Source organism: Chryseobacterium jejuense (assembly GCF_017877355.1).
Classification (GTDB): domain Bacteria; phylum Bacteroidota; class Bacteroidia; order Flavobacteriales; family Weeksellaceae; genus Chryseobacterium; species Chryseobacterium jejuense_A.
The window spans coordinates 359,002-384,926 of record NZ_JAGIPR010000001.1; the positions used below are offsets into that span (position 1 = coordinate 359,002).

Sequence of the window (25,925 nt, forward strand, 5' to 3'; positions counted from 1 at the left end):
GCCTTTAGTCTTTATAAACAGGTATTTCCACATAGCTGTCGTTATACCATTTTATTTCCATCGGTTCCCCGGCATCCTTTATCGTTTCATCACTTACATCTTTACCTGTCCCATAATTAATCTGCCAGTTCGGAGTTTTGTTAACGCCCACCAATAAGAGTAATTTGCTTCCCTTTTCTATCTTTTTACTCATAACGTAAGCGTTTTTTATGGGAATCTGTTCAATGGTATTGGGAGTGAGAAGCTGGCGTACTTCATTATCTTTAGAATAGCTGGCTCTTGCAAGATGAGAAGATAAAGAGATAAGTTTTCCATCCGGTCTTATTTGATAAAGATAAGTATTGGTGTCCACATCCTTTTTATTAATTGAAATATTGAATACTCCGGAAAAATTTCCACTGATGATAAGATCTTTATCCAAAACTTCACTTTCAAAATAAATGGAATTGGTTGTTTTAATACTGTCTTTTTTGCTTACAGCATAATAGGTGTCTTTATCACTTCTATTTTTGAGATCAACAGTAAGTGGTGTAAAACTTTGTTGGGTAGGTTTATTAAAAACAGAAGAATTGTTTTTACTGTTCTGAAGATAAAACTTAAGACTGGAACTGTGCATTTTATCCAGATTGGGAACATGTTTCCATGCATTGGTATTCATCACCTGAAAATTAACCTTGTCTTTTAAAATTTCCGGTTTCTTACCATTTTTAAGAATATAATCGAACCAGGAAAAAGCAAGATTATCAATACTGATTCTCGCAGCCGGATCTATAGGGTTTCCTTCCACATAAGTAAATCCAAAGTTTTGTGCTCCGCCATGATTATAAGGCCCCATTACCAGATAATGTTCTGCATTTTTATTGTATTTAAGGTGTTCTCTGTAATAATATAGTGCCCCAATCTGGTCATCATCATAATATCCGGTAGTGGTGAGAATAGGAATATTGATTTTAGCAAACTCCTCTCTATAAGGAACTATTTTCTGCCAGTATTGGTCATAACCCGGATGATCCAGCCATCTTTGGAATATTTTGCTGGGCTTACCACTGATAGTATCCAAAGCTCTGAATGATTTTCCGCTTTTATACCATGCCGTATTAATAGAGTCCCATTTTGTAGCATTACTGAAATCAGACTCATCGGTATATTTATTATTGGTAACATACCGGATCCATTGCAGCATATAGTTCATAAATACATTATTCTGGGCAGGATAATCAATCCCGATCCCTACAGAGACTTGTGGTACAATGGTTTTTAAAGCCGGATGCAGGTTCTTCACAGCAGCCCATTGGCTGAATCCTACATAGCTGCCTCCAATCATTCCCACTTTGCCATTGCTCCAGGGTTGTTTGCTTACCCAGTCTATCACTTCATAAAGATCCTGTGATTCATGCTCAAAAGGATTGTTCTCATCATTGCTGTTCCTTTTGCCTCTGGTATTAACTACTGTTCCCACATAATTGTAAACAGCTGCTCTTTTCCCGAAAAAAAGGTCAATTTCTCCGGCATAAATATTACTGGTAAGAATAACAGGAAGCGGAGACTTATTTTCCTTTTTTCTGATGATGGTTATGGTAAGGGTATTTCCATTCTTGGTTTTAAGGTCTCTCGTTTCTGTAGTAAATTTTTCCTTATCCTTTAAAGTCAAAAGCTGCATAATTTGAGGATGGATGCTGGAATAAGTCTTATAGTTTAAATAAGCTTTGCATAATGACAAAGCCGAAACGTAGTCTATACTGTCTTTTCCTTTTTGCTTATCCAGCAATTTTTTGAATAACTTCCTGAAATTATTGGCATCACCATTCACGGCAAGCCCAACTCTGGGAAGCAAATGTTCATCCAGGCTTTCGTATTTTTTATTAAATGCTATATGAAGTGCTTTAGAAAATGAAGTTTTCGTTTCCGCTTCTGTTAATTTTGCCATACTATAGACTTCGTATCCCATAGATTTATATCCTGCCATATTATGGTCTGCAAACTGTTTACGATGTTCGGCCAGGGTCAGAATGGATTTTTTGTAGTCTTTAGCCACCATCTGCAGGCGGAAAAGAGCATCTGAAAAATCTACGTCGTTTTTAGGTTTGTGCTTCACGGTCTGAAGGTTAGCAATCACCTGGGTAGCCAATTGAGGCATCTGTTGTTCCAAAATAAGAGAATCTGCGACTGCTGTTTTCGGGAAATAAAATTTTTGAGCCTGCATCAGGTTGACAAAAATTAATGCTAAAAGTATCTTAAATTTCATGTTACAGTGTATTTATGGTATGTTTTTAGCTGCTGTTGAGAAAGTATCAGATCAAAATGTATTTTGTTAACTGTTTACTAAAATTGTTTACATTTTTACCAGACTAAAGTAAGAATTTTTATCATGCAATAGTGAAATGGTTTTTACTGTTAAGAATTCACTGCTTTGCGGTATTAAGTCTGCTAAAACTTGCTTAAACAATAAGTTTTTAATATTTTCGTTAACTTATTTAGACTAATTTTCTTATATCAAGAAGAATGAAATCAAAAAAAATACTTTTAGCGGCTGCGGTCATCTATTTCGGAATTTCCGATGCTCAACAGTCCCAATATTTTACCCAGAAAGAAAATTATAGATTCAATCTAGCTGAAAATCTTTATCAGACTAAAATATACAACGCCTCCCAATATGAATACGCAAGACAATATTTCTACAATCAGAATTTGTCCCGTTCAAAGAAGGAGGCGGCTCAGTTTTTTGATAATGTGATTGGCGTGATTCTTCAGAAAAATCATGCTGAAGAAGGATTGACAGCTTTCATGAAAGAGTATCCTAATTCTGCTTATTTTGCCCAGGCCAATCTTCCTTTAGCGGATTATTACTTGGCGAAAAAAGATTTTGACAAAGCATTGGAAACTTTGAAAAAAGTTAACCAATATCAACTTTCAAAAGAGGAGAATACCCAGTATATTATGAAATTGGGTTATGCTAAGTTTATGATGGGAGATTCTAAAGGAGCTACTGACGCTCTGGAAGAAGCCTATAAAACAGCAGATCAGTCTCAAAAAGGAAATATAGCTTATATGCTTGGTCACCTGTATTACAGTAACGGGCAAAATGACAAGGCTTTTCAGTATTTTGATTCGGTAAAGGATCAGGATAAATTCTCAAAGCTGGTACGTCCGTATTATGTACAGATGTATTACAATGATAAGAATTATGATAAGGCAATCTCTGAAGGGAATGCTTTATTAAACGAAAATATTTCAGAATCTTATAAAGCAGAAGTACATAAGATCATCGGAGAGAGTTATTTCATGAAAGGTGATTATAATGCTGCTTATCCTCATTTAAAAGATTATCTGAATGTACAGCAGAACCCCTCTGAAAATGACCTTTATGAGATGGGATTTGTTGCTGCTCAGCTGAAAAAGTATGACGAAGCGGTTTCTTATTATAACCAGCTTGTGAACAGCAATTCGGCATTGGTGCAGAATGCCTATTATCAATTAGGAAATGCTTATTTAGCAGTTGATAAAAAACAGGAAGCCCTTTCCGCATTCCGTTCTTCTTACCAGATGGATTATGATGCGAAAGTGAAAAAGCTGGCACACGAACAGTATGCGAAACTGGGATACGATATCGGAAACCCGTTTGAAAACCCATCTGCTGTTCTTCAAAGTTATATCAACGAAAACCAGAATGCAGCGAATGCTTCAGAAATGAGATCACTACTGGTGAAATCATACCTATACTCCGGAAACTATAAAGAAACATTGAATGCTATTGACCGATTACAGGGTTCAACACCTGAAATCAATAAAGTAGATCAGGAAGTTTCTTATTTACTGGGAACAGAAGAATTCAATAAAGGAAATTATGATGAAGCAGAGAAGTATTTCTTAAGAAGCTTAGGATTTAATATCAATAAAGAATTTAACAGCAGAGCTTTATATTGGTTAGCTCAGGTATATTACCAGAAAGGGAATTATCCGTCTGCCATTGTTCGTTATGAAAAGCTTCTGAATGAAAGCTTCCCTGAAAAACAACAGTTGCCTTATGATTTAGGATATGCTTATTTTAAAGCTAAGAAATTCGATCAGGCTGCTACGTACTTCAAACAATATCTGGCCAACCCTAAACCTGAATTTAAAAATGATGCAGAACTTCGTCTGGCAGATATTCACTATGCAAATAATGATCTGAATGAAGCGATTGCGATCTACGATAAAAATGCAGACGCTACAGATTATACTGTATACCAAAAAGCGATGGCTTTAGGATTTAAAGGTGATACTCAGGCGAAGATTACCAATCTGAAAAACTTATTATCAAAATATCCGGATTCTGAGTATTATGATGATGCTCAATATGAAATAGGAACGGCTTATGCGGCTCAGGATGATTTTGCCAATTCCAATGATTATTTTGGAAAGGTTATTAAAACGTCTTCAGACAAAGATTTAATTGCGAATGCTTCTATTTACAGAGCACAGAATTATATTGATCAGAACCAGAATGATAAAGCCCTCTCTGAACTGAAATCGCTGGGAGAACAGTATAAAAATACAGCGTATGCTCAAAAGATCGTTCAGGCTGCAAAACCAATTTTCACAAAAAATGGTGATGTTTCAGGCTATGAAAGCTTTGCCAGAAATATAGGAGTGAATGTTGATGCTTCAGAAATTGATGAGATCAACTTATCCACCGGAAAACAGTATTTTGCGAAGAAAGACTACAAAAATGCTATTTCTTATTATGAGAAATACCTAACGCAGAATCCAACGGGAGAAGGTCTTTATCAGGCTAAATATGAATTGGGAGAAAGTTATTATCAAACCAACAATTCTACAAAAGCACTGCTTGTTTTACAGGAAGTAGCCGGAGTTCAGAATGATTATCAGGATGATGCTCAAACCCGTTTAGCGCAGATCTTCATTGCACAGGGAAATACGGCTGAGGCTAAGAAATATTTGGAAGGCATTAAAAATTCATCCAATATCAGCATTAAAAATTATGCGAATGTTGAATTGATGAAGCTTTATGCAGATGAGAAGAACTTCTCTGAAGCAGAAAAATTAGCCAATGCAGTCATTGCTAATTCTAAAAACTCTGCAGCAGTTATTGAAACAGCGAAGGTTATCAAGGCTAGAAGTCTGATGAATTCAGGAAAAGATAAAGAGGCTCAAACGGCTTATACTTCTCTTGAAAAATCGTCTAATACTTCGGTAGCAGCAGAAGCATTGTATGCAAAAGCTTATTATCAGAATAAAGGAAAAGCATTCAAATCTTCCAACGAAACAATCTTTAAGCTTGCCAACAACTATGCCTCTGAAGAATATTGGGGAGCAAGAGCGCTGGTATTGATGGCCAAAAACTATATTGGTTTGAAAGATAACTATCAGGCAAGTTATACATGTGACCAGATTATCACCAACTATAAGAGCTTCCCGGACATCGTAGCAGAAGCGAAAGAAGTTAAAAAGCAGATTAAAAAGTAAAAATGTAGTATCCTATTCATGTAAAGAGCTATTCATACAATTTACGTGGATACATAAATACAAGAAGTAGTAATGAACAGAAAAATTCAATTATTATCCATCATATTTTTAGGGGTTTCGCAGTTTGCGTTTTCCCAGATCAAGGAGGAGAAACTGGTTCTTAACAAAAAGAGAGAGCCGGAAGTGAAGAAGATCGAGAAAAAGAAGACTTCCGTGGAAACCATTAAAAATTATCCGCCGGAAGAGAAATCCCAGAATCCTGTAAAATATACCATTACAGACGTTCCTGCGGTTTCTGACTTCAAAACTTCTACCATTCAGGGAGAGGATGTAGCTCCAAAATTTGACGGGACCGCTCAGAATAACTATGTCCAATTTGGAATGGGGAATTATGGGAAGATCCTGTTAGATGGGAATGTATCCAAAACCCTTCAAAATAAGTTCGAAGTAGGAGCAGATGTACATTTGTTGTCTACAAGTGGTCTTAAAAATGATTACGATTGGAAATCAAAACAAACATCCGCAACGATAGGAGCTTTCCTGAACTCTTATGGAGATAAAGGGAAATTCAATATCAATGCTGAATATGGATTGAATAACTATAACTATTATGGGATTTATGCTTTAGCACCGTCAGCAGATGTTGATCTGAAGCAAAAAGTCAATCAGTTCAAAGTAAATGGATACTATGATTTTTATTCTAATGAAATTTTGAATGACGTAAGAGTAAAATCATCATTCCTGAAGGATCATTTTGATGCCCAGGAAAATCAGGTTTCAATTTTGGCGAATTTTTCTAAACACGCTGTTGAACTTGGAAAATCAGGAATCAACCTGAATGCTGATTTAGGAGTAGGTTTAGAAGCTGTGAAAACAGATTTTGAAATGGTAGATAAGAATTCTTCCAACTTCTTTAATACGAATTTAACTCCAAAAGTAACGTTTAGAAAAGGGGAGTCTTATTTGATGTTAGGATCAGGGTTTTCTTTCCTGAATGCTAAAAACTCAAACAGACTGATGGATCAGGTGAAGAACAATAAGACCTATTGGTTTCCACGGGCTGAGTTCCAGGTAGCCGCAGCCAAAGAATTTAAATTCTATGGTGGGGTAGACGGTGGTCTTAAGCTTAATACTTACGCAGACCTTCTTCAGGAGAATCCTTACGCGCTTTCTGACCAGTATTTAAAGCCTACAGAAACAAAATATCACTTTTATGTAGGGTTAAGAGGAGATATTGATGAAACATTAAAATATGACTTCTCTGCCGGTTTCGGAAAAATGAAAGACATTATGTTCTTTAAAGCAAACAGCCTTTTTGATAATAATTACACCCTTAACCGTGCTGCCTATGACTATGCGAACACATTCTCTGCAATCTATGATGATGGAAATGTAAGCGATATCAAAGGAAGTATACAATATTTCCCATTGGAAAACTTAATGATCGACGGGGAAGTAAGGTTTACAAAGTATAATTTGAAGAACTACGACAATATCTACAATGTTCCATTAGTGAACGCAAGCATTGGTGCTAAATATACGATGCTCGACAAGAAATTATTGTTAGGTTTCAAAGGGATTTTCGCAAGTGACAGAACAACTAACTCCTTTTCAATTGAAGGAATAGCAGATGCTCAAGCTCCTAATGGGATGATTTACCGTTCTTTAGAAAATACGAACGATAAAGTTGGGGGTTATGCCGATTTAAATCTTTCAGCAGAGTACAAAATTCACAAAAATTTCAGTATTTTCGCACTCGGAAATAACCTTCTAAGCTCAAAATACCAAACCTATAAGGCTTATAAAGTCTTAGGTCCACAGATTTTGGGTGGTGTGAAGATTACCTTCTAAAATATAAGCAATGAGTAACTAATAATGAACTATATTTGTATACTTTATTATTAGTTACTTATTACTCATCAAAAGGCTTCGTAGTTCAACTGGATAGAATATCGGATTTCGGCTCCGAGGGTTGGGGGTTCGAACCCCTCCGAAGTCACTCGGACGGACGAGACATTTTTTAATGTTTTGTCCGTCTTTTTTTGTTTGTAAACCATTGTGTAAGATATGAGATCAGGCTGAGTTTAATTTGGGTGTTCGAAATACATTTTCTTCAAACTCAAGTTTTTCAGCTAAAATCGAACACAAAATGAACCGTTTAGTTTCTGTATCCCCTTTTGAATAGAGTCTTGACAGGTTTGGTACAGCTTCTAAAATCTTTTCGACTTTTTTTGTAATGTCCAGATTTTTCTTGTCATCTTCTGATTTTGTAATTCCACTTCTAAGTTGTCAAGTACTATACCGTAAGATCTTTTTTTTGCCATCAACACTTTTCTGAATATGTTTAAAATTAAACAATATGATCTCCTTAAATAATTGTCTTGCACCTAGGTTAAAACTCATATTTCTTAATTGTTTTTCAAAGACCCTATTAACTACTTTAGAATTGTATCAATAGCCACATTTTGAATTACAATGATAGTAATAGTAAACGTTTAATTTTCCCCTTGACCTGCTTTCTGAAATATGCTCATCACATCGGGGACATTTTAAAAATCCTCTGAGTGGTAAATGCTCTGAAACCAAAATTTTTCCCTTTGGCTGTTCGTTTTTAGCTTTTCCATTGAGTATTTGTTGAACTTGTATAAAGAGAGATTCAGAAATTAATCTTTCATGTTTCCCTTCGACAATACATTCCTCCTCATCTTTATGAGCCTTTATAAAAATTTTCCACGATAAATAGGATTACGGATAGACTTGTAAAATGAACTTCGACTGATTGGTGCTCCTCCCGTAGAATGCATTTTTTTTTGTATTTGATCTATTGCATATTTTTCTTTGCAAAGCTCATTGAATGGCAGCGCATATTTGAGGCTTCTGGTTCTTTTATTGCGATATATTTCCTTCCATCTTGAATCAATGTGTCGTAATTTAAGGATTTTTCAAAATCTAAACAAATATTATTGTCTATTTTGTAATAAAACATTGATAATTTGGTGATTATGTTTTTAGATTTATTTATTCTATTTTGTGTGATTTTTTTTAATATTATTATTTTGTTAAATATTTTTTATTATTTTTTATTTTTTAATGTTTATTTAATTGTATTTTGGTATTATTTTGTTATTTTTGACCGTGTTTATTTTTTATTGATTCTATCGAAATTTGATGATTTTTCAATATATGTGTCAAGAACTTATTAGATTCAATTAATAATGAGAAATAACTATGAAAAAACTAATAATACCTGTGATTTTTTTAGTTGGATTATCCAATATGAATTCTCAATTAGGTATAATGACATTTGCTCTCTTGGCCAGTCTTCCTATAGAACCAAAAAATATTTCATCTCCTACGGGAATGGACTTGATTCACCGGATAAAACTCTCTCCATTTGCTCAGCTGAAAGCATATAATGTAATGCTGTTATACGAGTTACTGTAAAACCTACTCAGAAAGCAAGTACATTATAATATAGTTCAGAAGCTAACCAGTTGTAATAAATTATTGATTAATTCTATGAAAAAGATGATTTTGTTTTTTTTATTATTTGCTCCTAAAGTTTGGTATGCACAGGATGGGATAGGTGGAAATGCTAATATTCCGGAAAATTCTGCAGGTATATTATTCTCAACACTCATTCTTTTCCCCTTTGTTGATTCTATTCAGAATCAGAACAGGATGTTGTTTTTTTGGATAATGCTGCTAAGGCAGTATTTAAGGGGTATTATTTCTTGGAAGATGTTAGAAGATTATCGCAATATATTCCAGACCAAGAGTCTGGGAAAGAACCTTTTTGAAAAGATGGATTTATGGAAAGAATAAATATTAAAAACAGGATGGTCTTGATCTTTTTTTTGTTTTTATCTTGTGTATTCTATACTCAGAAATGGTCTCCTGAAAAAATAGACCGTTTACAAGACACAATAGGAGCCCAATACCTACAGGGAGGCAGGATTCATGATGGGATTGAACAAACTAAAAAAGCAATACGATTATCAGAGGAAATAAATTATACAAAAGGTCGGGCAAGAGGATATATTCATATGGTAAATTTTCTCCATTCTTTGGGGAAATACAATGAAGAACAACTATACCTGCAAAAGGCGGAAGCTCTTTATTATACATTTGATGACGATCCTGCATTGCTGTCAGCGTTTTTTGCCGCGTATGCAAAAAATTATCAAGAATTAGGATTGATTGAAAAATCTAACGAAAGCTTTGATAAAGCACTAAAGGAAGCACTAAAAATAAAAGATGAACAGCGAAAAAGGAAACGTTTGCATTATATTTATGGAAGTAAGGCTATAAACTTCGGACTGATTGGATATAATGATTCCATGTACTATTATGTACACAAAGCTTACAAAATTTTACCCAGAGTGGTGGAAGCAACTAATCTTACAAGTTATTTTCTTGAAAATAAGAAAAATCTGGACTCTGCAAAATTTTATCTTCATGAGGCTGAAGTTTTACTGAAAAGCTCTACGGAAACATTCGACTATTTGGTCTTTAATTATATGTCCGGCCAGTATTATGAAAATATAAAAAACTATAATAAGGCTTTGGAGTTCTACGAAAAATCTCTCACTTTATCAATTAAGATGAACAGGCCTAAAAATATGATGAAGAATTATAAAGAAATAGCTGAAATTTATAATCTCCAGAACAATGTTTATAAAGCTAATGAATATCTGCAAAAATATACAAAAATTCGGGATAGCTTTGAGAAAGGTAATTTAATCGCTTTACAGACCTCTGGAAAAAAAATCATTAACGATGAAAAGAAACAGATTCAAGAGTCAAATAAGAAATGGTATTACATTATTGCAGGATTATTTTTAGGGATAACAACTCTAATAGTTTTACGGTGTGGTACCTATTACAAGAAAGTGCAGGAAAAAGATCTATTGTTGAAAGAAAATACAACAACTATTTTGCAAAAAGATTTACAGGTTAAAGTATTGGAGCAAAAAGTAAATGAAACTTTTGATGAAATAATACAATTAGCAAAAGAAAGCCATCCTGAGTTCTGGGGACGTTTTCAAGAGGTTTATCCCGATTTTCGCAGTAAAATTCTCAGTATTAATCCTACTTTAAAAGTTTCCGAACTTGTATTAACTGCTTATATTTATTTAGGATTCAATACAAAAGATATTGCTAATTATACCTTTAAGGCTGTTCAGACTATAAAAAATAATAAATACAATTTAAGGAAAAGATTAAATATCCCTGCACAGGAAGATATCGTAGTTTGGATAAGAAATCAGACAGGGTAAAGAATTTAGAATTTAGGAAGGATTTCAAATATTTCTGAAAATAGAATATAGCTCTTGGGGTAAAAAGTATGTTCTGATTGATATGTTTTCTACACTAATTTTGGTAAGGTACTTTGTTGGTACCTTATTTTTTTTGATTTAATCGATGACTTGTTTTGCTTTGTGCCTTCAAAATTTTGAAACTCTAAATTTCCCCATGTAAAAAAACACTAATGAAAAATAATGGATACTTTGATCTTAAAAAACTCATGATTGAACAGGTAGATAAAACCTTAGAAATATTATACAAAGATCGTATCCGTGATCTTTATATTGTATCATAATTATCATTGTCTTTAAGAAATACTAATTAAAGCTGTCTATTGGCATGAGTTCGAAACAAAACAAAACAAATTATAGAGAAAAAAATAAGATTTATTATATAGCTATTGGAGGTGTTGCTGCAGCGGTTTCATTAATGTATTATTTGTTATTTTCTTCAAATGACAGGAATACGGAAAAAGCAGATCTATTGATTGATAAAAACAAGCACAAGATCTTTGATGAAATTATTCAACTGGCAAAGAATAACAGTCCCGAATTTTGGGCGCATTTTCAGGAACAGTACCCTGACTTTCGGAAAAAAATTTTGGTACTTAATGCTAACCTTAAAGTTTCTGAACTTATCTTCTGTGCATATATTTTTTTAGGCTTTACAACTAAAGATATAGCTAAGTATACTTTTAAAGCAGTACAGACCATCAAAAACAATAAAAGTAATTTAAGAAAAAGGCTTAATATTCCTGTTCAACATGATACAACCTTATGGTTACGAAAAAAACTTGAAGAATAGTTTTTTGTTGATTATCAGTGTTTTGAAATATTGAGTACTTCGTTGGTACCTAAGTTTTTTGGTTACATAGAGTAATTTTATGTGATTTGTAATAAGTAACACTGTAATTATCCAGGTTTACTACTAATACAGATTAAGATGAAAAATTATAATTATATTCTGGCTTTTGCCATTCCAATTATAGCAGAATATATCTAATGGTAAAACACAATTCTAAAAACATGTACAATGCAAAAAAAATTTATTATTTATGGAGCTATACTAGTTCCCATGTTCTCTTTAGCTCAAGTGGGGATAAGGACAATTTCTCCTAATGCGAGCCTTCATATAGAGCCGACAAGTATTTCGGCTCCTACAGGGATAGATGGAATCTTGATTCCCAGGGTAAAATCATTTCCTATTGCTCAGTCGAAGGGGCATACCGTTTTCTTATTTCAGCATGCTACACTTCCGGATGGTTTTTATTATTGGGATGGCATAAGCTGGGTTTCCTTTCTTAGCAATTATAACCGGCTGTATGATGATAGTATTTATGCAGTAACCGGAGTTGGTTATTCTGCTTCAGGAAATACAGAGAATAGTGTATTATTTAGCACATTAAAGGCATATGATACCACAGGTTTTTCTGTTTCTGGTAATCAGATTACTGTAGGGAAAAGTGGAACTTATCTGGTCAGTCTTAATTCCGCATTAAAAAAAACTGTTGGTACAGTCAATGAGAATAGAGCAATTTATACTTATCGGATAAAAAAGAACGGAGTAACAGTTTTGACAACTTCTAACTCCATAACTAATGAAGGTACAACAGCAACCAGCGTGGCGCTTAGCGGAATTTTAAATCTGGCTCAGAATGATGTTATAATAGTTACTGTACAGAAAACTACTGAGACAGGAAGTACATCATACACAGGTTATGGAACCAACTGTATTACAATGACGTACCTGAATGATTAATCTTTAATGCTATGAAAAAGATAACTTTATTTTTCTTAATGCTTCCTCTAGGATGTTTGTTTGGTCAGAATGGGATAGGTATAAACACCAGTGCTCCGCAGGCTCTGCTGGATATACAGGCAAAAAATACTGGAACTCCGGAAAACTCTGCAGGTATATTATTCCCAACTGTAAGTCGCTTTTCGTCAGTGGATCCTATTCAGAATCAGAATGGAATGTTGGTCTTTTTGGATAATGCCGGTACAGCAGGTTTTGAGGGGTACTATTTCTGGGATGATGCCAGAAAACTATGGCAGTATATTTTCCAGACTAAGATTCTAGGAAAGAATCTATTTAAGACGATTGCTTCAGGAAATGGATTTCCTGTAATTGCAAGTGGTGATTCAAATACTAATGTTTGGTTTAAAGCACCGTTCACAGGTTTGGAAGCTCCGGATGCCAATTATACATTACAGAATGGCGATGTAGTTGTAGGGAAAACCGGGAATTATTCATTATTCTTTACCGGTGGTGTATACAAAAATATGGGTGATCTTGGAGCAACAATAACAGAAGTGGGAGTCTTTATAAATAATGGGACAAGTCCTGTTCTTATAGCAAAATCACCTTTACCGTCAGCTGATAACGCTAAAAGGAGTACCAATCATACGATTTCGAATATTATAACATTAACGAAAGGACAGAGAATATCGGTGCAAACAAGAAGAACTAATTCCTGTGATACGGCTGTTGGGCCGGAGTCAGTTTATACACTAACCTTATCTTATTTGGATTAATAATTATGAAAAATATTTCAACTTTATTTATAATCGGTAACATCTTTTGTTTTGGCTTTTTAAGTTCTCAGGTCGGCATCAATACCAATGCTGCCAAAACCACATTAGAAATTAAAACAAAAGACAAAGATAATCCGTTGAGCAATGAAGGAGTAATCGTATCAAGGGTAACCTCACTGAATATAACAAGTGCCAAACAACATGGATTATTGGTTTTCCTTGACTTCGAAGATCCCCTCACTGAGGCTATTGAAAAAGGGTTTTATTGGTGGAACAATACAAGTAATACATGGATTCCCATTTTTTCTATGAATAAGATGACCAGGGACAAAACCATTACCTATGTAAGCTGTAAAAATGTATTTGATGAAGGCCCCTTAACTTCTGTTTCAACCAATGTAAGAACTCTTGGTTTTGACAGTACTACACTTATTGCTAATGATGCGAGTAACTTTGCAGTCAATGCTGCTGGAGAACTGGTTGTCCAAAAAGCAGGCACCTATCATGTTCAGGGCGTACTTTCTCTTCACAGCATTACAAATGGTAATAATGCAGCCAGAGATGCCTATGAAGGAATCATTTTGGTAAATGGTGCAGAGCCTGTACCTAATCTGCGCACTGCATACGGATTTCCTAGCGGCCAAAATGTTCTTGACAGCAACACAGCAATTTCCGGTTTTGTGACCTTAAATGTAAATGACAGGATCCGATTCTCCATAAACAGATATTATAAAGACCCTACTTTTACAGATTCTGCTACAATTACCCCCAACGGTATGCTTTCTAATCTTACGTTGCGGTATATGGGTAATTTTTAAAAAAATTATCTATGAAGTGTAAAAACTGGATAGTCTTATTTTTCAGCTAAGCCTTTGTTGATACTTTATATTGTATGGAATGTCAATGCTTCCTTGTTCAATTTCAAAATTGAAATACAAAACCAAAATGGAAGTTTCAACTCATACCGGTGTTATAAGATTGGTCTTCCTACGATTTAATTAAAAAAAACATAATAAAAATACACAATGAAAAATTCAATTATTTTGGAAACTGCTTTGGTTTCTATCCTTATTTTGATCAAGTCTTACTGATACACTGAACCGCGATATAGTACTGGATTCAATATAGCCAACAATAGTATTCTTAATTTTTATATTACCCCAAACATTTATTTAGAGGTTATTTCATAATGCTTATGTATCGGCAATAATGTTTTATGATTAGCTGCAAACACCTGACGATTAAGTATGCTGAAAATGAAAAACACTAACCTTCATTACAAGCTTTATTTCTGTATGCACTCTTCGCAAATTTTAATGTTGCCTGAGATTCAGTGATCAAAACTCCTAATTCAATGAATTTGGAAAGAACAAGGTAAACCTGGTCAATCTATAAATCATATCGAAAACTCTAAATGTTAAACTTTGAAATATTATTATTATGAAAAATTTATTATTTGCAATCTTATTGGTATTACCCAATATTATTTATTCGCAGGCAGGAAATGTCGGAGTAAATACAGTAGTTCCGGGCAGTACTTTTACTGTGAATGGATCTATAGCGGGGCAGTATAAAAGGACATCAGTTTCTACAACACTTGGTATTGGAGATTTCTATATGGCTTTTACTGGTTCTTCAGCAGGGACATTCACTTTACCAGCTGCAATAGCAGCAGCACCTGCCACTGGAAATATACTAGGCAGGGTTTATTACATCAAAAATGTTGGAACTGCGCCGCTTACAATTACAGCAAGCGGAACTGAACTGATTGATAATCAATCTGGGGCGGGTGTTTCAAGTGTAATCCTAACTCCTGGTGGATATACAATGCTCATCAGTAAAGGAACAACAAGTGGAACTACCTGGGAGTTAGGGATTTTGATCAATAAAACAACTCCAACAATTGCTGCATTAGGAGCTTCTGATACAGTTACCTATTCTGGAACTACACTAACAAATTTCAATAACAGTATTCCTCAGATTATTCCATTTTCTATAAGTGATGTTATTGTGAACCAGGGAGGTTCCGCAGCCTGGAACGATGCAGGAGATTACTGGCAGATACTTGAGTCAGGTGTTTATAAAATAGAGGGGTATGCTTATTTTGGAAGTGGTGGAGCTGTTTCAGGAACTGGAGCTTTTACGGGGATCAACTTGAATATTACCAAGAATGGAACTGCTCTTTCAAATATTATTGGTGGAAACAGGGGTAATATTGATAATAACGGAGCCGCAGCTGGAAATACACCCATAAGTGTGAATTGCATTGTACATCTTAATGCTGGGGATAAAGTATATCTTACAATGAACTGGGGGGCACTGAATAAGCCTACGGTAGATGCTCATATTTCTACCCCTGCTTCTTTGTCGGAAAGTCGAAACTTTTCTTTACAGCAATTATCTACACCATAATCATTTTGGAAATTGCTGTAAAAAGCAATTTCCAGCTTTTAAAAATTAATCTACATACACACAGAATTTATTAATCAGCTAAAAATTAGCTTTAATACTAAGATGAACATAGATTTTAAAAATATTTATATAGGATCACTGATCAAGCAAAGGGTTTTGGAAACTGGAATTGAAACAGAACGTATTTGTAAGTTTTTCAAATGCACTATTGAGCAAATAGACCAAATGTTTTTACAGAAACAACTGGATACTGATGCTTTATTAAAATGGTGCAAATTACTTGAATATGATTTTTTCAGAGTCTATTCTCAGCATTTAATATTATATGCTCCACCTGGAAGAGTTAATTCCAGTACCTCCACAAAAGAAAAGGAATCTCAGCTTCCGCAGTTCAGAAAAAATATTTACACCAAAGAAGTAATCGATTTCATTTTGGAATCCATTGAATACAAAGAAAAAACAAAGGAACAGATCATAAGTGAATATAAGATTCCTAAAACAACTTTACATAATTGGATCAAAAAATATGCTGTAGGAAATAAGGCAAAAACTCAGGTTAGTAAGCTAAAACTAAATATAAAATAATATTATTAAACACAATATGCAAAAATCAACTCCAGATTATCATCAGATCTATAATGACATAATCAACAAAAAATGCCCATCTAGAAAAGAGGAATGTAAATTCTTGTTGAATAAAGAAAGCTTATCTGTATTAGATGTCATTGAGCTTAATAATAAAATTTTTGGTTTATCAGATCAGATGACGGAAGCATTTAATCAAAGTCATCGATCTTACAATAAATCTTCCATACTTATGATTTTAGATTATCAAAGAAAAAATAAATTGAGTAATTCACAGCTTGCAAAACATTTTAAGTTAAGCAGGAATACTGTAACTAAATGGAAGAGGCTGTTTTTAAGTATAGCGGATAGTGTAGGTGAAAATATTCCAAACTAATTGAGATTCTCTTATCTGGTTAGTAATGTGAATTTTTTTCAACAGAAGCGTAAAAAACTATGTTTAAAGGAACTATCAATGGATCTCAACAGAATGCGCCATGAAAGAATTTCTATTAAAAGTTAAAATATATAATTCCAAAAATAAATAGAACAAAAACGATTTCTTATTGCTCTTTTCGATTCTTAAGAATTGAAGTATAAAACACTAAAAAATACACTTATGATGAAAACTATTACCTTACATTTCCATACATACGACTCTTAAATAGTTCTTATACTAGCTTTGATAGTTAAGAGTCTATTGGTCTACGGACATACAAAATCTATAATTTTTAGTAAATATCTTATTGAGATTTCAAAACATTAGCTGCTCTGTTGATCAGTTTGCAAATGTTTTGTTTTAAAATATTTACTATTTAAAAACCGCATTATAATTTTTAAAATCATAATACGCGAAAACACATTTGATAATAAATTTTAAACAATAAGTGATGAAAAAACAATTATTATTGGGAATATCCATTCCCTTTATGACGTTTGCTCAAATTGGAATCAATACGTCAAATCCATATCATTCAGCTGCTCTGCAAGTAGAATCCGGTAATAAAGGCATATTGATTCCAAGAGTAAATATCACAAGTACTACATCTCAGTCTCCAATCTCTGTTGCTCCTAAGGATGGATTATTGGTTTATAACTCTGGAACTTCAGCTGGAACTTCCCAAACACTTTACTTTTGGGATTCTGCTGCTAATTCTGGAAGTGGGGCATGGAATAAATCATTGTATTTCAAAGAAACGCCCAAGGTTGCTTATATCGGGTTGTTAAATAATACCCCAAAGTTAAATAATTTTGTTGCGGGTGAGCAAGAAGCGTTGGTAAGCGGTTCAACAAACAATTACTATATCATCAATTCCGGATATATGCCTCTGTTGGATTTTGTCTATAATACGACATTGAATGCATGGGAAATCGTTTTGGGGCCTGGGAGTTATACTTTGGAAATAGTACATCAGTTAAATGCTCCTCCGGCTAATCCTTCAGGTAATGCCGTTGCAATTCAAGGGAGTTATTACAATATGGGATACTATAGTGATCTTGAGCTTTACGAATATAATCCGGTTACAAATAGCATTGGAAATTTCATATCAACCAAACGGGTTGAAGGAGCGGTTGTATCCAAAATCAATGAAAATCATAAAGTTCGCTTGCTTCATAGTTTTGACGTTGTATCTACAGTAGCCGTTAACTTTAATATTGGAAGAATGGCTGGGAGTAGTTTCAATGATTTGGTTACTGTTTTGGCCAATGGAACAATTATTAAAATAACAAAATTAAAATAACACAAAGATGAAGAATATATTCATTACTCTCTTTTTATTTTTTATAGGAAATTTATATGCTCAGGTGGGAGTTGGCACAACAAACCCTCATCCCTCATCTGCATTGGAGGTATCCGGTAATACAGGCAAAGCTTTCATTCCTACAAGAGTAACTTTAGGAGAGCTGTTTGATAATACCAATCCCATTAAGAATCCAGCAGAAGGACTAATTGTTTACAATATTGGAGGAACTCAAATGGAAGGCTTCTATATATGGAACAAAGGACTATGGAGTGCAGTAGCGGCTTCAGCTAATTCCGTTTCCAATGCTGTTGTAACGAATAATGTATCAAACATAATGCTGACCGGATTAGCCAATGGGGTTTTTCAGACCATGACAGGAGGTAGCATGATCTTTAGTAGTATTACAGGAGTAAGCTATGATCCTTTAACAGGTAATATAAGCCTCCCAGCAGGAAAATATTCCGTTACAGTGGCATTGAATATAGTTGTTCCGGATGAAGCTCCGTCGATGGGGTTAGGAAGTACAATACGCACTCATGTGCATTATTATGAAGCAAAGTTAACTAATACTTCAGGAACGGTACAATATGGATCCAGTGTTTTGGAAAATGCCACGTCGAACGCCAGTGCAGATAAAAAACACGCCGCTAATTTTTCATTTTCCGTCGAACTCATTTCTCCAACAACCATTACATTTAAACTGTCACATCATACAGGAGGTACTTATGAGAATGGTTTAGGAGGTTTTTCACCCAATAACGGAAGAATAACAGTTTCAAATTCGCTAATTCATGTCCAAAAATCATTATGATGAAAAAAATATTTATAATTATCAATATTGCTTTGGTTTCTATTGTAAAAGCACAAGTGGGAATCAATACCACTACACCTAATCTTTCTTCAATGCTGGACATTGTGTCCTCTGATAAAGGAGTTTTATTTCCTCAATACGAACTTGCTTCCTTAACAAATAATACGTCACCAGTAAATGACCCCATAAAGGGCTCCATTATTTATAATAAAGGAACAGGTGTATCTAATTATCCTAAAGGATATTTTTACTGGACAGGCAATGCTTGGGAAAGAATGCTTATGAATAATGAAGTAGATCAGATCTTAAGAATTCAGGTTTTTGGCGGAACTTCAGGCCAGCCGATTATAATTCCTAATGGTACAGGGAATAATATTGTTTCTTTTAACAGTACAGGAGTTATAAATACAATACCCGGCGTTACATTTTCAGGTGGTCAGAATATTATCCTACCTGCAGGAACATATAGGGTAGATGTCACTTTGGACTGTTATAATGACGACCCTTCTGTAGCAGGTTTTATTACGAATTATAGCTTTTTCGTAGTTAATGCCGGAATTGTTAATACGAGTAATGCCTTGTTAACAGATCTCAAAACGGGAACTCAGATTTCAGGTAATGGATATGCACCCGGAAGAATACAAGGGTATAAGTTCTCATATATATTACAACTTCCTGCGTCACAGTCTGTAAGATTGATGTTAAATCACGGTAATGGATTTTCAGAAGGTGGAAATACATATGCCAATCAATCAGGACTGGTTGTTACTTTTTATAAAATGTACGAGTGATTTCCATTTCAGTCCATAATGATTAAATAATCAAACTTTATATTTTAACTAAAACATTTGTTATGAAAAATCTTTTATTAATCGCCGCTGTTTCCTGTCCGGCTTTGGTTTTTGCTCAGATAGGTATCAATACCGAATCTCCAAGAGCTACATTCGATGTAAGTGCAAAAAGAAATGCTGCAGGAATTGCAGATAATACACAGACATATGGTTTGTTGCCACCGCGTCTTACAAGAGCAGAGTTGACAGCTAATACTGCTGTTTATAATGTCAATCAGACAGGAGCAATAGTTTATATTAGTGATGTGTCCGGAGGAGATACTAACTCGCCGAGGAATAATGTAAATTCTGTGGGACATTATTATTTTGATGGTACACTTTGGCAGAAGATATCTGTACCATATACAGCAACGAATGGGGTTACGATGTCTGGAAATAGTATAAAATTAGGTGGTACCCTTGTTGAGCCCACTACTATTTCAGGATTGACGGATGTCAACAAACTGGCTATGACAGCTACCGGAGTAGATGCTATTAATTTAGATAGTAATACTTTAAGTCTTGATGCTACCAATAATAGAGTGGGTATAGGGCTTAATAATCCTTCCGAAAAATTGGATGTTGCTGGTAATATATCGGTTAATACAAATTCAACCGGTACAGCTTCGTCAGTGAAGTTTTACGAAGATTTGGCAAACGGATCTAATTTGATATCCGTACAATCTCCTGCAAATCTTCCTGCGAATAGGACTCTGACTCTTCCCTCAAATGCTCCGGTCAACGGATATGTTTTGACAACAAATGGTGCTGGAGTAACACAGTGGGGAGCTATGAATCCTGCTTCAGCAACATTAGCCTCTATCTCCTTAACGAATGAAGCGTTAGGTGCTACCAGCATTACGAATGGAGGAATTGATGGTGGCAGCGTAAATCAAAGGTTCTTTCAAAAGTTTGATACCACCGTTACAGATCCCAATGGTCGTTTTAATCTTACTAATGGAACCTATACAGTTGCCCAATCAGGGATTTACTTAATTACAGCCTATATTATGCCTAATTCTATTCCAGACCGGAATACAAATGGTTTTTTTTATCCTGTAAATCTTGAAATAAGAAAAAATACAGGTGGAAATCCTTCAGGGGGAACTATTATAATGGATAATGCAACAATACGATGGGCAACACCACTGCAGGCAGCACTGCGTTATTCCGTAGTTGTTACAGGAATGGTTTCATTAACTGCCGGAGATACCCTCAATGCAGTGGTTTATCTTACTGGAACAAATGCCGCCGCAAGTGCAACTGGTGGTATTTCCTATCCGGCAACTTTTGGTTATGCTAACCTTGCCGAATTTAAAGCACTATTCAGTGTTACTGCACTGTAACTAAAAATAGCAATACCCTCAAAAAGGTATACCTTTTTGAGGGTATTTTTAATTCATTATTTAATCTTCATTTTAAACCTGTTTAAACTTTTATTTTTCTTAGGAATCAAATAGAAAAGGCCAGATAATGTAGGCTGATCCATGTGATATTAATTGTTTCATATCTAACCAGCAAAGCCTTGAAACTGGTCCTGGATGATTTTCTTCCCTGACATTTCAATATTCCAGCTTCTAAAAATTATTTTTGATACTATTAACCAAAAGAGCTTCTTATTTAAAATCATTCTTAATGAAAAAAAATATAATTTTTATGGAGTTAAAAAGCTGATTTCTATATTGTTATTATCATTGTATTTGGTTTCTACAACCGAACTTTACCAGCTTTTGAAGATGCCGCTTCTCATTGAGCATTATATTCAGCACAAAAAACTCAATCCTGAAATGTCGCTTACAGCATTTCTGAAAACCCATTATGATCACCCTTTGAAAGACAGTGACCACGATCAGGATCAGAGATTGCCATTTGTTTCACATACAAGCCTGCTCTCTGTGGTTTTCACCATTAATCCTTCCTTGGATTTTCATTGTATAGAGAAGGCATTTAATCCTATTGAAATTAAGAAGACCTTTTATAAAAGTGCTCTTTACAATAAAAAAAATCTCAATTCTATCTGGCAGCTGCCAAGATTTAGTCAATCTTAATCTGTTTTTCTCAGTTATTTTTTTTGACTGGGAAGGTATTCTGTTTCTCAGAGAAGTGTCTGTATGTAATGCGGATGCATTGAACCTATGTCAAGAATGGTGAAATGCCACTTACATCCTATACTGTTGTTCATCGGAATGCAAAGCTGTCCGATACTCAAAAATCAGAAATAGAACAATGGGTGAAAGAAGTGAAACAACAGATTGAATAGTAGGTTGTTAAAAAACGGAAAGAGTATTCTGATATAACAAAAACAATCAGTAAATTTAATATCATATCCATTTCATATGAATTACAATATACCGCACAATTTAAAAGGGCTTACAGAAGCTGAAGTAGAGGTTTCCAGAAAAAAACACGGATATAACCGCTTGGAAGCGGTTAAGAAAGAATCATGGGCAGACCTCCTTCTCAACATTCTGAAAGAGCCAATGTTGATTCTGCTTATATGTGTTTCCTTCATTTATGTACTTACAGGAGATTATGGAGAGGCATTGTTTATGTTTGCTGCTATTGTAGGAGTTACCGCAATTTCTTTTTACCAGGATAACCGCAGCAAGAAGGCGCTGGAAGAACTTGAAAAGCTTAATGAACCTTTGAGTAAAGTAATCAGGAACTCAAAGGTCATAGATATTCCTACTTTTGAAATAGCAGTTGGAGATCTGTGCATTACCGAAGAGGGAAATCTTATTAATGCTGACGGAAGAATTGTTCACAGCAACGATTTTTCTGTCAACGAATCTTCCCTTACAGGAGAGAGTTTTTCGGTTTTCAAGGATAGCAGATCCGAAGATAATAAAGTGTACAGCGGAACAATTACAGTTTCTGGGCTTGCCGTTTTTGAGGTCGAAAACATTGGAAAAGAAACTAAAGTAGGAAAAATAGGTCAGTCTATACTGAGCATAAAAGCAGAAGTATCTCCACTGCAGATTCAGATCCGTAATTTTGTAAAGGGGATGGCTGTTATCGGGATTTTCATTTTTCTGGCAGTATGTATCTTCAGTTTTGTCAAAACAGGAGATTTTGTGACCAGCTTACTCAGTGGGCTTACATTGGCAATGTCTGTTCTTCCTGAAGAAATTCCTGTAGCCTTTACTACTTTTATGGCTTTGGGTGCCTGGAAGCTGATGCGGGAAGGAATCATCATTAAACGAAGCAGTATTGTGGAGACCCTGGGAAGCATTTCAGTAATCTGTACAGATAAAACAGGCACGATTACGGAAAACTCCATGAAGTTGAAGCATCTTTATAATTACCGTTCCGACAGGATTTATGAAGAAAAGGAGTTTGAAACAAAAGAACTGCATGAGCTTATTGATTATGCGATGTGGAGTAGTGAGCCCGTACCTTTTGATCCTATGGAAATAACACTGCATAAGATCTATGAACAGAGTCAGAAACCTGATCAAAGAAAAGATTATCAGCTATTTCACGAATATCCGCTGGAAGGCAAACCGCCGATGATGACCCATCTTTTTGAAAATGAACAGAAAGACAGAATTATTGCCGCTAAAGGGGCTCCGGAAGCCATCATCAGTGTTTCCAATCTTTCAGAAGAAGAAAAGAATAAAATCAGAAAGATTATAAAAGACTTCGGAGATAAGGGATACAGAGTTCTGGGTGTTGCCAGATCTCATTTTGAAGGCAGTAACTTTCCTGATAAACAGCAGAATTTTACATTTGATTTTTTAGGACTGACCGTATTTTATGATCCTCCGAAAAAAGGAATAAAAGAAGTATTTAAACATATTTATGATGCGGGAATTAAAGTAAAGGTAATTACCGGAGACAATGCTGATACCACAAGAGCTATTGCACTGCAGGCAGGAATAGAAAGCAATACTCCGCCTGTCAACGGAAGTGAAATTACCGCCTGTTCAGAAGCAGAAATAATAAAGCTTTCTGAAAATACCACTTTATTTACAAGAATGTTCCCCGAAGCAAAACTTCAGGTGGTTAATGCACTGAAGGCACAAGGTCATGTAGTAGTGATGCTGGGGGATGGAGTAAATGACGGCCCCGCTTTAAAAGCCGCTCATATCGGAGTGGCAATGGGAAATAAAGGGACTGAAATTGCTAAATCAGCCGCAGCACTGGTTATTACTAATGATGATCTGGATAAACTTGTTATAGGCATAGCTGCCGGACGTAGAATCTATGCTAATATAAAAAAAGCTGTTCAGTATATTATTTCCATCCACATCCCTATTATACTTACTGTTTCCCTGCCTCTGTTTCTGGGCTGGGTATTTCCACATATCTTTACGCCTGTGCATGTTATTTTTCTTGAACTGGTTATGGGGCCCACGTGTTCTATTGTTTATGAGAATGAGCCTATGGAAAAAAATGCAATGCAAAAGCCTCCAAGAGCACTTACAGAAACGTTTCTGAACTGGAGAGAGCTCACAATAAGCATTATTCAGGGGCTCCTCATTACGGCAGGAATATTATGGCTGTATCAGTATTCTGCCGGCCATGGAAATGATGAAGCTAAAACCAGGGCATTGGTTTTCACTACGCTTATATTTTCCAATATACTGCTGAGTCTGGTGAACCGTTCTTTCTATTACAGCATGCTGGAGAGTTTTAAGAACCGGAATATCCTGCTTGTAGGGATATCTGTACTGGTTGTACTTCTCCTGCTGATCATTCTCTATGCAGCTCCTGTTTCAGGATTTTTCAGTGTTACCGCTCTCAGCATAAAAGAACTTGGGCTGGCACTGCTCACTGCTTCAGTTTCTGTACTGTGGTTTGAAATTTATAAACTCATAAAAAGGTATTATTTTAGGAAATAATTAACATGGAAAAATAATCATCCATAATAAAGAAATATAATTTTGATTGGTTAAAAATTTGATTTCCATATTGTTGCTGTCGCTCTATTTGATTTCTACAACCGACTTGTATCAGCTGTTGAATATTCCGACTTTGATAGAACATTATTGAGAACATAAAAAGCTGAATCCGGAAATGTCTCTCACCGCATTTCTGAAAACACACTATGATCATCCCGTTAAAGATGATGATTATGGTAAAGATCAGAAGCTACCCTTTGTTATTCACACAACACCATTGGCATTGATTTTCATTATTGGAGATACATTTCATTTTGAACTTAAGAACAATCATTTTAAGCAAATAAAGTCTTGGAAAATGCCTTCAAAGAATGACAATTTCGGCTATAAAGGTTTTCTCAGGACAGTCTGGGAGCCATCAAGGTATTTGTTTTCCTGATACTTTACACAAAACTGGTCTTCATTCACTGTAGGCCAATATATACTGTATGCCATGAGTTGGTGTATGGTGTTCAACTTAATATAACCTGAGTTCGGGATAAGAAAATAAAAAACTGGATTTTGAAATATTAATATACTATTTTTCTGTAGTTTAAGAATGTTAATATTGGATTTATATTCTTTTAGCCTGTCTTTTTAGATATTTTTTTTGCAGTTATTTAAAAATAAGATTTGATAAAGATTATAAATAAACTTTTATTAGTATATTTGTATACTAATTTTTTAATATGAACTTTAATCTCATAAAATCAGTTGTGGAACTTGTTCAGCAATTTATGGAACAAAATGAAGATAAAGTGTCATACAGCTGCGATCTTCAAGGGTTTATAGAATGGATCAATGTTTCCTTTAAAGCTGATTCTAAGTCAGAAGATCCGGCTTGGATAGGGAAGGAGTCAGGAAGAAGTTCTGATAGTATCATCAATACTTTATTGATAAGAATGGGGAGGTATGCAAAAACATATTCCCGGTCAATCGGTAATTCCGTTTTTTCAAGCCAGGATGATTTTATTTATCTGATCGGCCTCAAAACGATGGGGGCAATGACAAAAATGGAGGTGATAAAGCACAATGTGCACGAGAAATCTTCAGGGATGCTTATTATTAACCGCTTAATACATAACGGCTGGGTTGAACAGAAAGTTTCTGAAAAAGATAAAAGGATAAAGCATATTCAGATAACAGAAAAAGGGCTTACTGTATTGGAGGAGCATATGGATGAAATCCGCAAAGCTTCAAGAGTAGTCGTAGGAAACCTTACGCATTCTGAACAAATGCTGCTCATAGCCATACTCTCTAAACTGGATGAGTTTCATGATTCTTTTTATCGGATGAATCTGGAATCCAGAAATCTATTGGATAATGTGTATAAAAGGTTGAACTGATAAGTATTAAAATTACCTGTTAAAACT

General features: G+C 34.8%; 20 protein-coding genes, 1 tRNA gene and 1 pseudogene. 20 read left to right on the forward strand and 2 right to left on the reverse strand.

Annotated features, from left to right (window positions below; genetic code table 11):
* Positions 1–4 precede the first annotated feature (4 nt).
* A complete protein-coding gene (locus J2772_RS01625) occupies positions 5–2,245 on the reverse strand; it encodes a CocE/NonD family hydrolase (protein WP_209912710.1) in 2,241 nt (746 codons plus the stop codon).
* A gap of 257 nt (positions 2,246–2,502) precedes the next feature.
* Between J2772_RS01625 and J2772_RS01630 the strand changes: the two genes are divergently transcribed.
* The 3 genes from J2772_RS01630 (at position 2,503) to J2772_RS01640 (ending at position 7,465) form a co-directional block, all read left to right on the forward strand.
* A complete protein-coding gene (locus J2772_RS01630; protein ID WP_209912712.1) occupies positions 2,503–5,466 on the forward strand; it encodes a tetratricopeptide repeat protein in 2,964 nt (987 codons plus the stop codon).
* A 72-nt stretch (positions 5,467–5,538) separates the two neighbouring features.
* Complete coding sequence (locus J2772_RS01635) at positions 5,539–7,317, forward strand: TonB-dependent receptor (protein ID WP_209912715.1); 1,779 nt, start codon at positions 5,539–5,541, stop codon at positions 7,315–7,317.
* Positions 7,318–7,391: 74 nt separating this feature from the next.
* A tRNA-Arg gene (locus J2772_RS01640) sits at positions 7,392–7,465 on the forward strand.
* Between the two features lie 452 nt (positions 7,466–7,917).
* Here J2772_RS01640 and J2772_RS24380 read toward each other — a convergent pair.
* Positions 7,918–8,193, reverse strand: coding sequence for a recombinase family protein (locus tag J2772_RS24380; protein WP_209913442.1), 276 nt, complete (start codon positions 8,191–8,193; stop codon positions 7,918–7,920).
* A 792-nt stretch (positions 8,194–8,985) separates the two neighbouring features.
* Here J2772_RS24380 and J2772_RS01650 point away from each other — a divergent pair.
* The 17 genes and pseudogenes from J2772_RS01650 (at position 8,986) to J2772_RS01730 (ending at position 25,898) form a co-directional block, all read left to right on the forward strand.
* A complete protein-coding gene (locus tag J2772_RS01650; protein WP_209912716.1) occupies positions 8,986–9,291 on the forward strand; it encodes a hypothetical protein in 306 nt (101 codons plus the stop codon).
* The gene (locus tag J2772_RS01655) at positions 9,279–10,745 is read left to right on the forward strand and encodes a tetratricopeptide repeat protein (protein ID WP_209912719.1); all 1,467 of its coding nucleotides are present in this window, start codon (positions 9,279–9,281) and stop codon (positions 10,743–10,745) included. Before J2772_RS01650 ends, J2772_RS01655 begins: the two co-directional genes overlap by 13 nt.
* Before the next feature lie 367 nt (positions 10,746–11,112).
* The gene (locus tag J2772_RS01660; protein WP_209912721.1) at positions 11,113–11,577 is read left to right on the forward strand and encodes a helix-turn-helix transcriptional regulator; all 465 of its coding nucleotides are present in this window, start codon (positions 11,113–11,115) and stop codon (positions 11,575–11,577) included.
* 228 nt (positions 11,578–11,805) lie between these two features.
* Complete coding sequence (locus J2772_RS01665; RefSeq protein ID WP_209912723.1) at positions 11,806–12,531, forward strand: hypothetical protein; 726 nt, start codon at positions 11,806–11,808, stop codon at positions 12,529–12,531.
* Positions 12,532–12,542: 11 nt separating this feature from the next.
* A complete protein-coding gene (locus tag J2772_RS01670) occupies positions 12,543–13,307 on the forward strand; it encodes a hypothetical protein (RefSeq protein WP_209912725.1) in 765 nt (254 codons plus the stop codon).
* A 5-nt stretch (positions 13,308–13,312) separates the two neighbouring features.
* Positions 13,313–14,125: a hypothetical protein gene (locus tag J2772_RS01675; RefSeq protein WP_209912727.1), complete on the forward strand. Its 813-nt coding sequence runs from the start codon at positions 13,313–13,315 to the stop codon at positions 14,123–14,125.
* Positions 14,126–14,747: 622 nt separating this feature from the next.
* The gene (locus J2772_RS01680) at positions 14,748–15,719 is read left to right on the forward strand and encodes a hypothetical protein (protein WP_209912730.1); all 972 of its coding nucleotides are present in this window, start codon (positions 14,748–14,750) and stop codon (positions 15,717–15,719) included.
* Positions 15,720–15,944: 225 nt separating this feature from the next.
* Entirely contained in the window at positions 15,945–16,304 is a 360-nt protein-coding gene (locus tag J2772_RS01685; RefSeq protein WP_317194471.1) for a transposase, read from the forward strand.
* A 16-nt stretch (positions 16,305–16,320) separates the two neighbouring features.
* A complete protein-coding gene (locus tag J2772_RS01690) occupies positions 16,321–16,680 on the forward strand; it encodes a helix-turn-helix domain-containing protein (RefSeq protein WP_209912733.1) in 360 nt (119 codons plus the stop codon).
* 493 nt (positions 16,681–17,173) lie between these two features.
* Positions 17,174–18,025 (forward strand): hypothetical protein, encoded by an 852-nt coding sequence (locus J2772_RS01695; RefSeq protein ID WP_209912735.1) that lies wholly within the window; start codon positions 17,174–17,176, stop codon positions 18,023–18,025.
* A gap of 7 nt (positions 18,026–18,032) precedes the next feature.
* A complete protein-coding gene (locus J2772_RS01700; protein ID WP_209912737.1) occupies positions 18,033–18,839 on the forward strand; it encodes a hypothetical protein in 807 nt (268 codons plus the stop codon).
* Entirely contained in the window at positions 18,839–19,630 is a 792-nt protein-coding gene (locus J2772_RS01705; protein WP_209912738.1) for a hypothetical protein, read from the forward strand. The genes J2772_RS01700 and J2772_RS01705 overlap by 1 nt, the downstream gene beginning before the upstream one ends.
* Positions 19,631–19,692: 62 nt before the next feature.
* Entirely contained in the window at positions 19,693–21,015 is a 1,323-nt protein-coding gene (locus J2772_RS01710) for a hypothetical protein (protein WP_209912740.1), read from the forward strand.
* A gap of 195 nt (positions 21,016–21,210) precedes the next feature.
* Positions 21,211–21,717, forward strand: a complete 507-nt coding sequence (locus tag J2772_RS24335; RefSeq protein WP_317194472.1) for a hypothetical protein — start codon at positions 21,211–21,213, stop codon at positions 21,715–21,717.
* 101 nt (positions 21,718–21,818) lie between these two features.
* Positions 21,819–21,929, forward strand: a pseudogene (locus tag J2772_RS01720) (heme-binding domain-containing protein); the annotation flags it as partial.
* A gap of 76 nt (positions 21,930–22,005) precedes the next feature.
* A complete protein-coding gene (locus J2772_RS01725; RefSeq protein ID WP_209912742.1) occupies positions 22,006–24,513 on the forward strand; it encodes a cation-translocating P-type ATPase in 2,508 nt (835 codons plus the stop codon).
* A gap of 728 nt (positions 24,514–25,241) precedes the next feature.
* Positions 25,242–25,898 (forward strand): MarR family winged helix-turn-helix transcriptional regulator, encoded by a 657-nt coding sequence (locus J2772_RS01730; protein ID WP_209912744.1) that lies wholly within the window; start codon positions 25,242–25,244, stop codon positions 25,896–25,898.
* The last annotated feature ends 27 nt before the right edge of the window (positions 25,899–25,925 follow it).

Excerpts from the sequence above, each read along its gene's own strand:
- J2772_RS01625 (WP_209912710.1), bottom strand. The coding sequence starts at position 2,245 with ATGAAATTTAAGATACTTTTAGCATTAATTTTTGTCAACCTGATGCAG.
- J2772_RS01630 (WP_209912712.1), top strand. The coding sequence starts at position 2,503 with ATGAAATCAAAAAAAATACTTTTAGCGGCTGCGGTCATCTATTTCGGA.
- J2772_RS01635 (WP_209912715.1), top strand. The coding sequence starts at position 5,539 with ATGAACAGAAAAATTCAATTATTATCCATCATATTTTTAGGGGTTTCG.
- J2772_RS01650 (WP_209912716.1), top strand. The coding sequence starts at position 8,986 with ATGAAAAAGATGATTTTGTTTTTTTTATTATTTGCTCCTAAAGTTTGG.
- J2772_RS01655 (WP_209912719.1), top strand. The coding sequence starts at position 9,279 with ATGGAAAGAATAAATATTAAAAACAGGATGGTCTTGATCTTTTTTTTG.
- J2772_RS01660 (WP_209912721.1), top strand. The coding sequence starts at position 11,113 with ATGAGTTCGAAACAAAACAAAACAAATTATAGAGAAAAAAATAAGATT.
- J2772_RS01665 (WP_209912723.1), top strand. The coding sequence starts at position 11,806 with ATGCAAAAAAAATTTATTATTTATGGAGCTATACTAGTTCCCATGTTC.
- J2772_RS01670 (WP_209912725.1), top strand. The coding sequence starts at position 12,543 with ATGAAAAAGATAACTTTATTTTTCTTAATGCTTCCTCTAGGATGTTTG.
- J2772_RS01675 (WP_209912727.1), top strand. The coding sequence starts at position 13,313 with ATGAAAAATATTTCAACTTTATTTATAATCGGTAACATCTTTTGTTTT.
- J2772_RS01680 (WP_209912730.1), top strand. The coding sequence starts at position 14,748 with ATGAAAAATTTATTATTTGCAATCTTATTGGTATTACCCAATATTATT.
- J2772_RS01685 (WP_317194471.1), top strand. The coding sequence starts at position 15,945 with ATGTTTTTACAGAAACAACTGGATACTGATGCTTTATTAAAATGGTGC.
- J2772_RS01690 (WP_209912733.1), top strand. The coding sequence starts at position 16,321 with ATGCAAAAATCAACTCCAGATTATCATCAGATCTATAATGACATAATC.
- J2772_RS01695 (WP_209912735.1), top strand. The coding sequence starts at position 17,174 with ATGAAAAAACAATTATTATTGGGAATATCCATTCCCTTTATGACGTTT.
- J2772_RS01700 (WP_209912737.1), top strand. The coding sequence starts at position 18,033 with ATGAAGAATATATTCATTACTCTCTTTTTATTTTTTATAGGAAATTTA.
- J2772_RS01705 (WP_209912738.1), top strand. The coding sequence starts at position 18,839 with ATGAAAAAAATATTTATAATTATCAATATTGCTTTGGTTTCTATTGTA.
- J2772_RS01710 (WP_209912740.1), top strand. The coding sequence starts at position 19,693 with ATGAAAAATCTTTTATTAATCGCCGCTGTTTCCTGTCCGGCTTTGGTT.
- J2772_RS24335 (WP_317194472.1), top strand. The coding sequence starts at position 21,211 with ATGATTTTCTTCCCTGACATTTCAATATTCCAGCTTCTAAAAATTATT.
- J2772_RS01725 (WP_209912742.1), top strand. The coding sequence starts at position 22,006 with ATGAATTACAATATACCGCACAATTTAAAAGGGCTTACAGAAGCTGAA.
- J2772_RS01730 (WP_209912744.1), top strand. The coding sequence starts at position 25,242 with ATGAACTTTAATCTCATAAAATCAGTTGTGGAACTTGTTCAGCAATTT.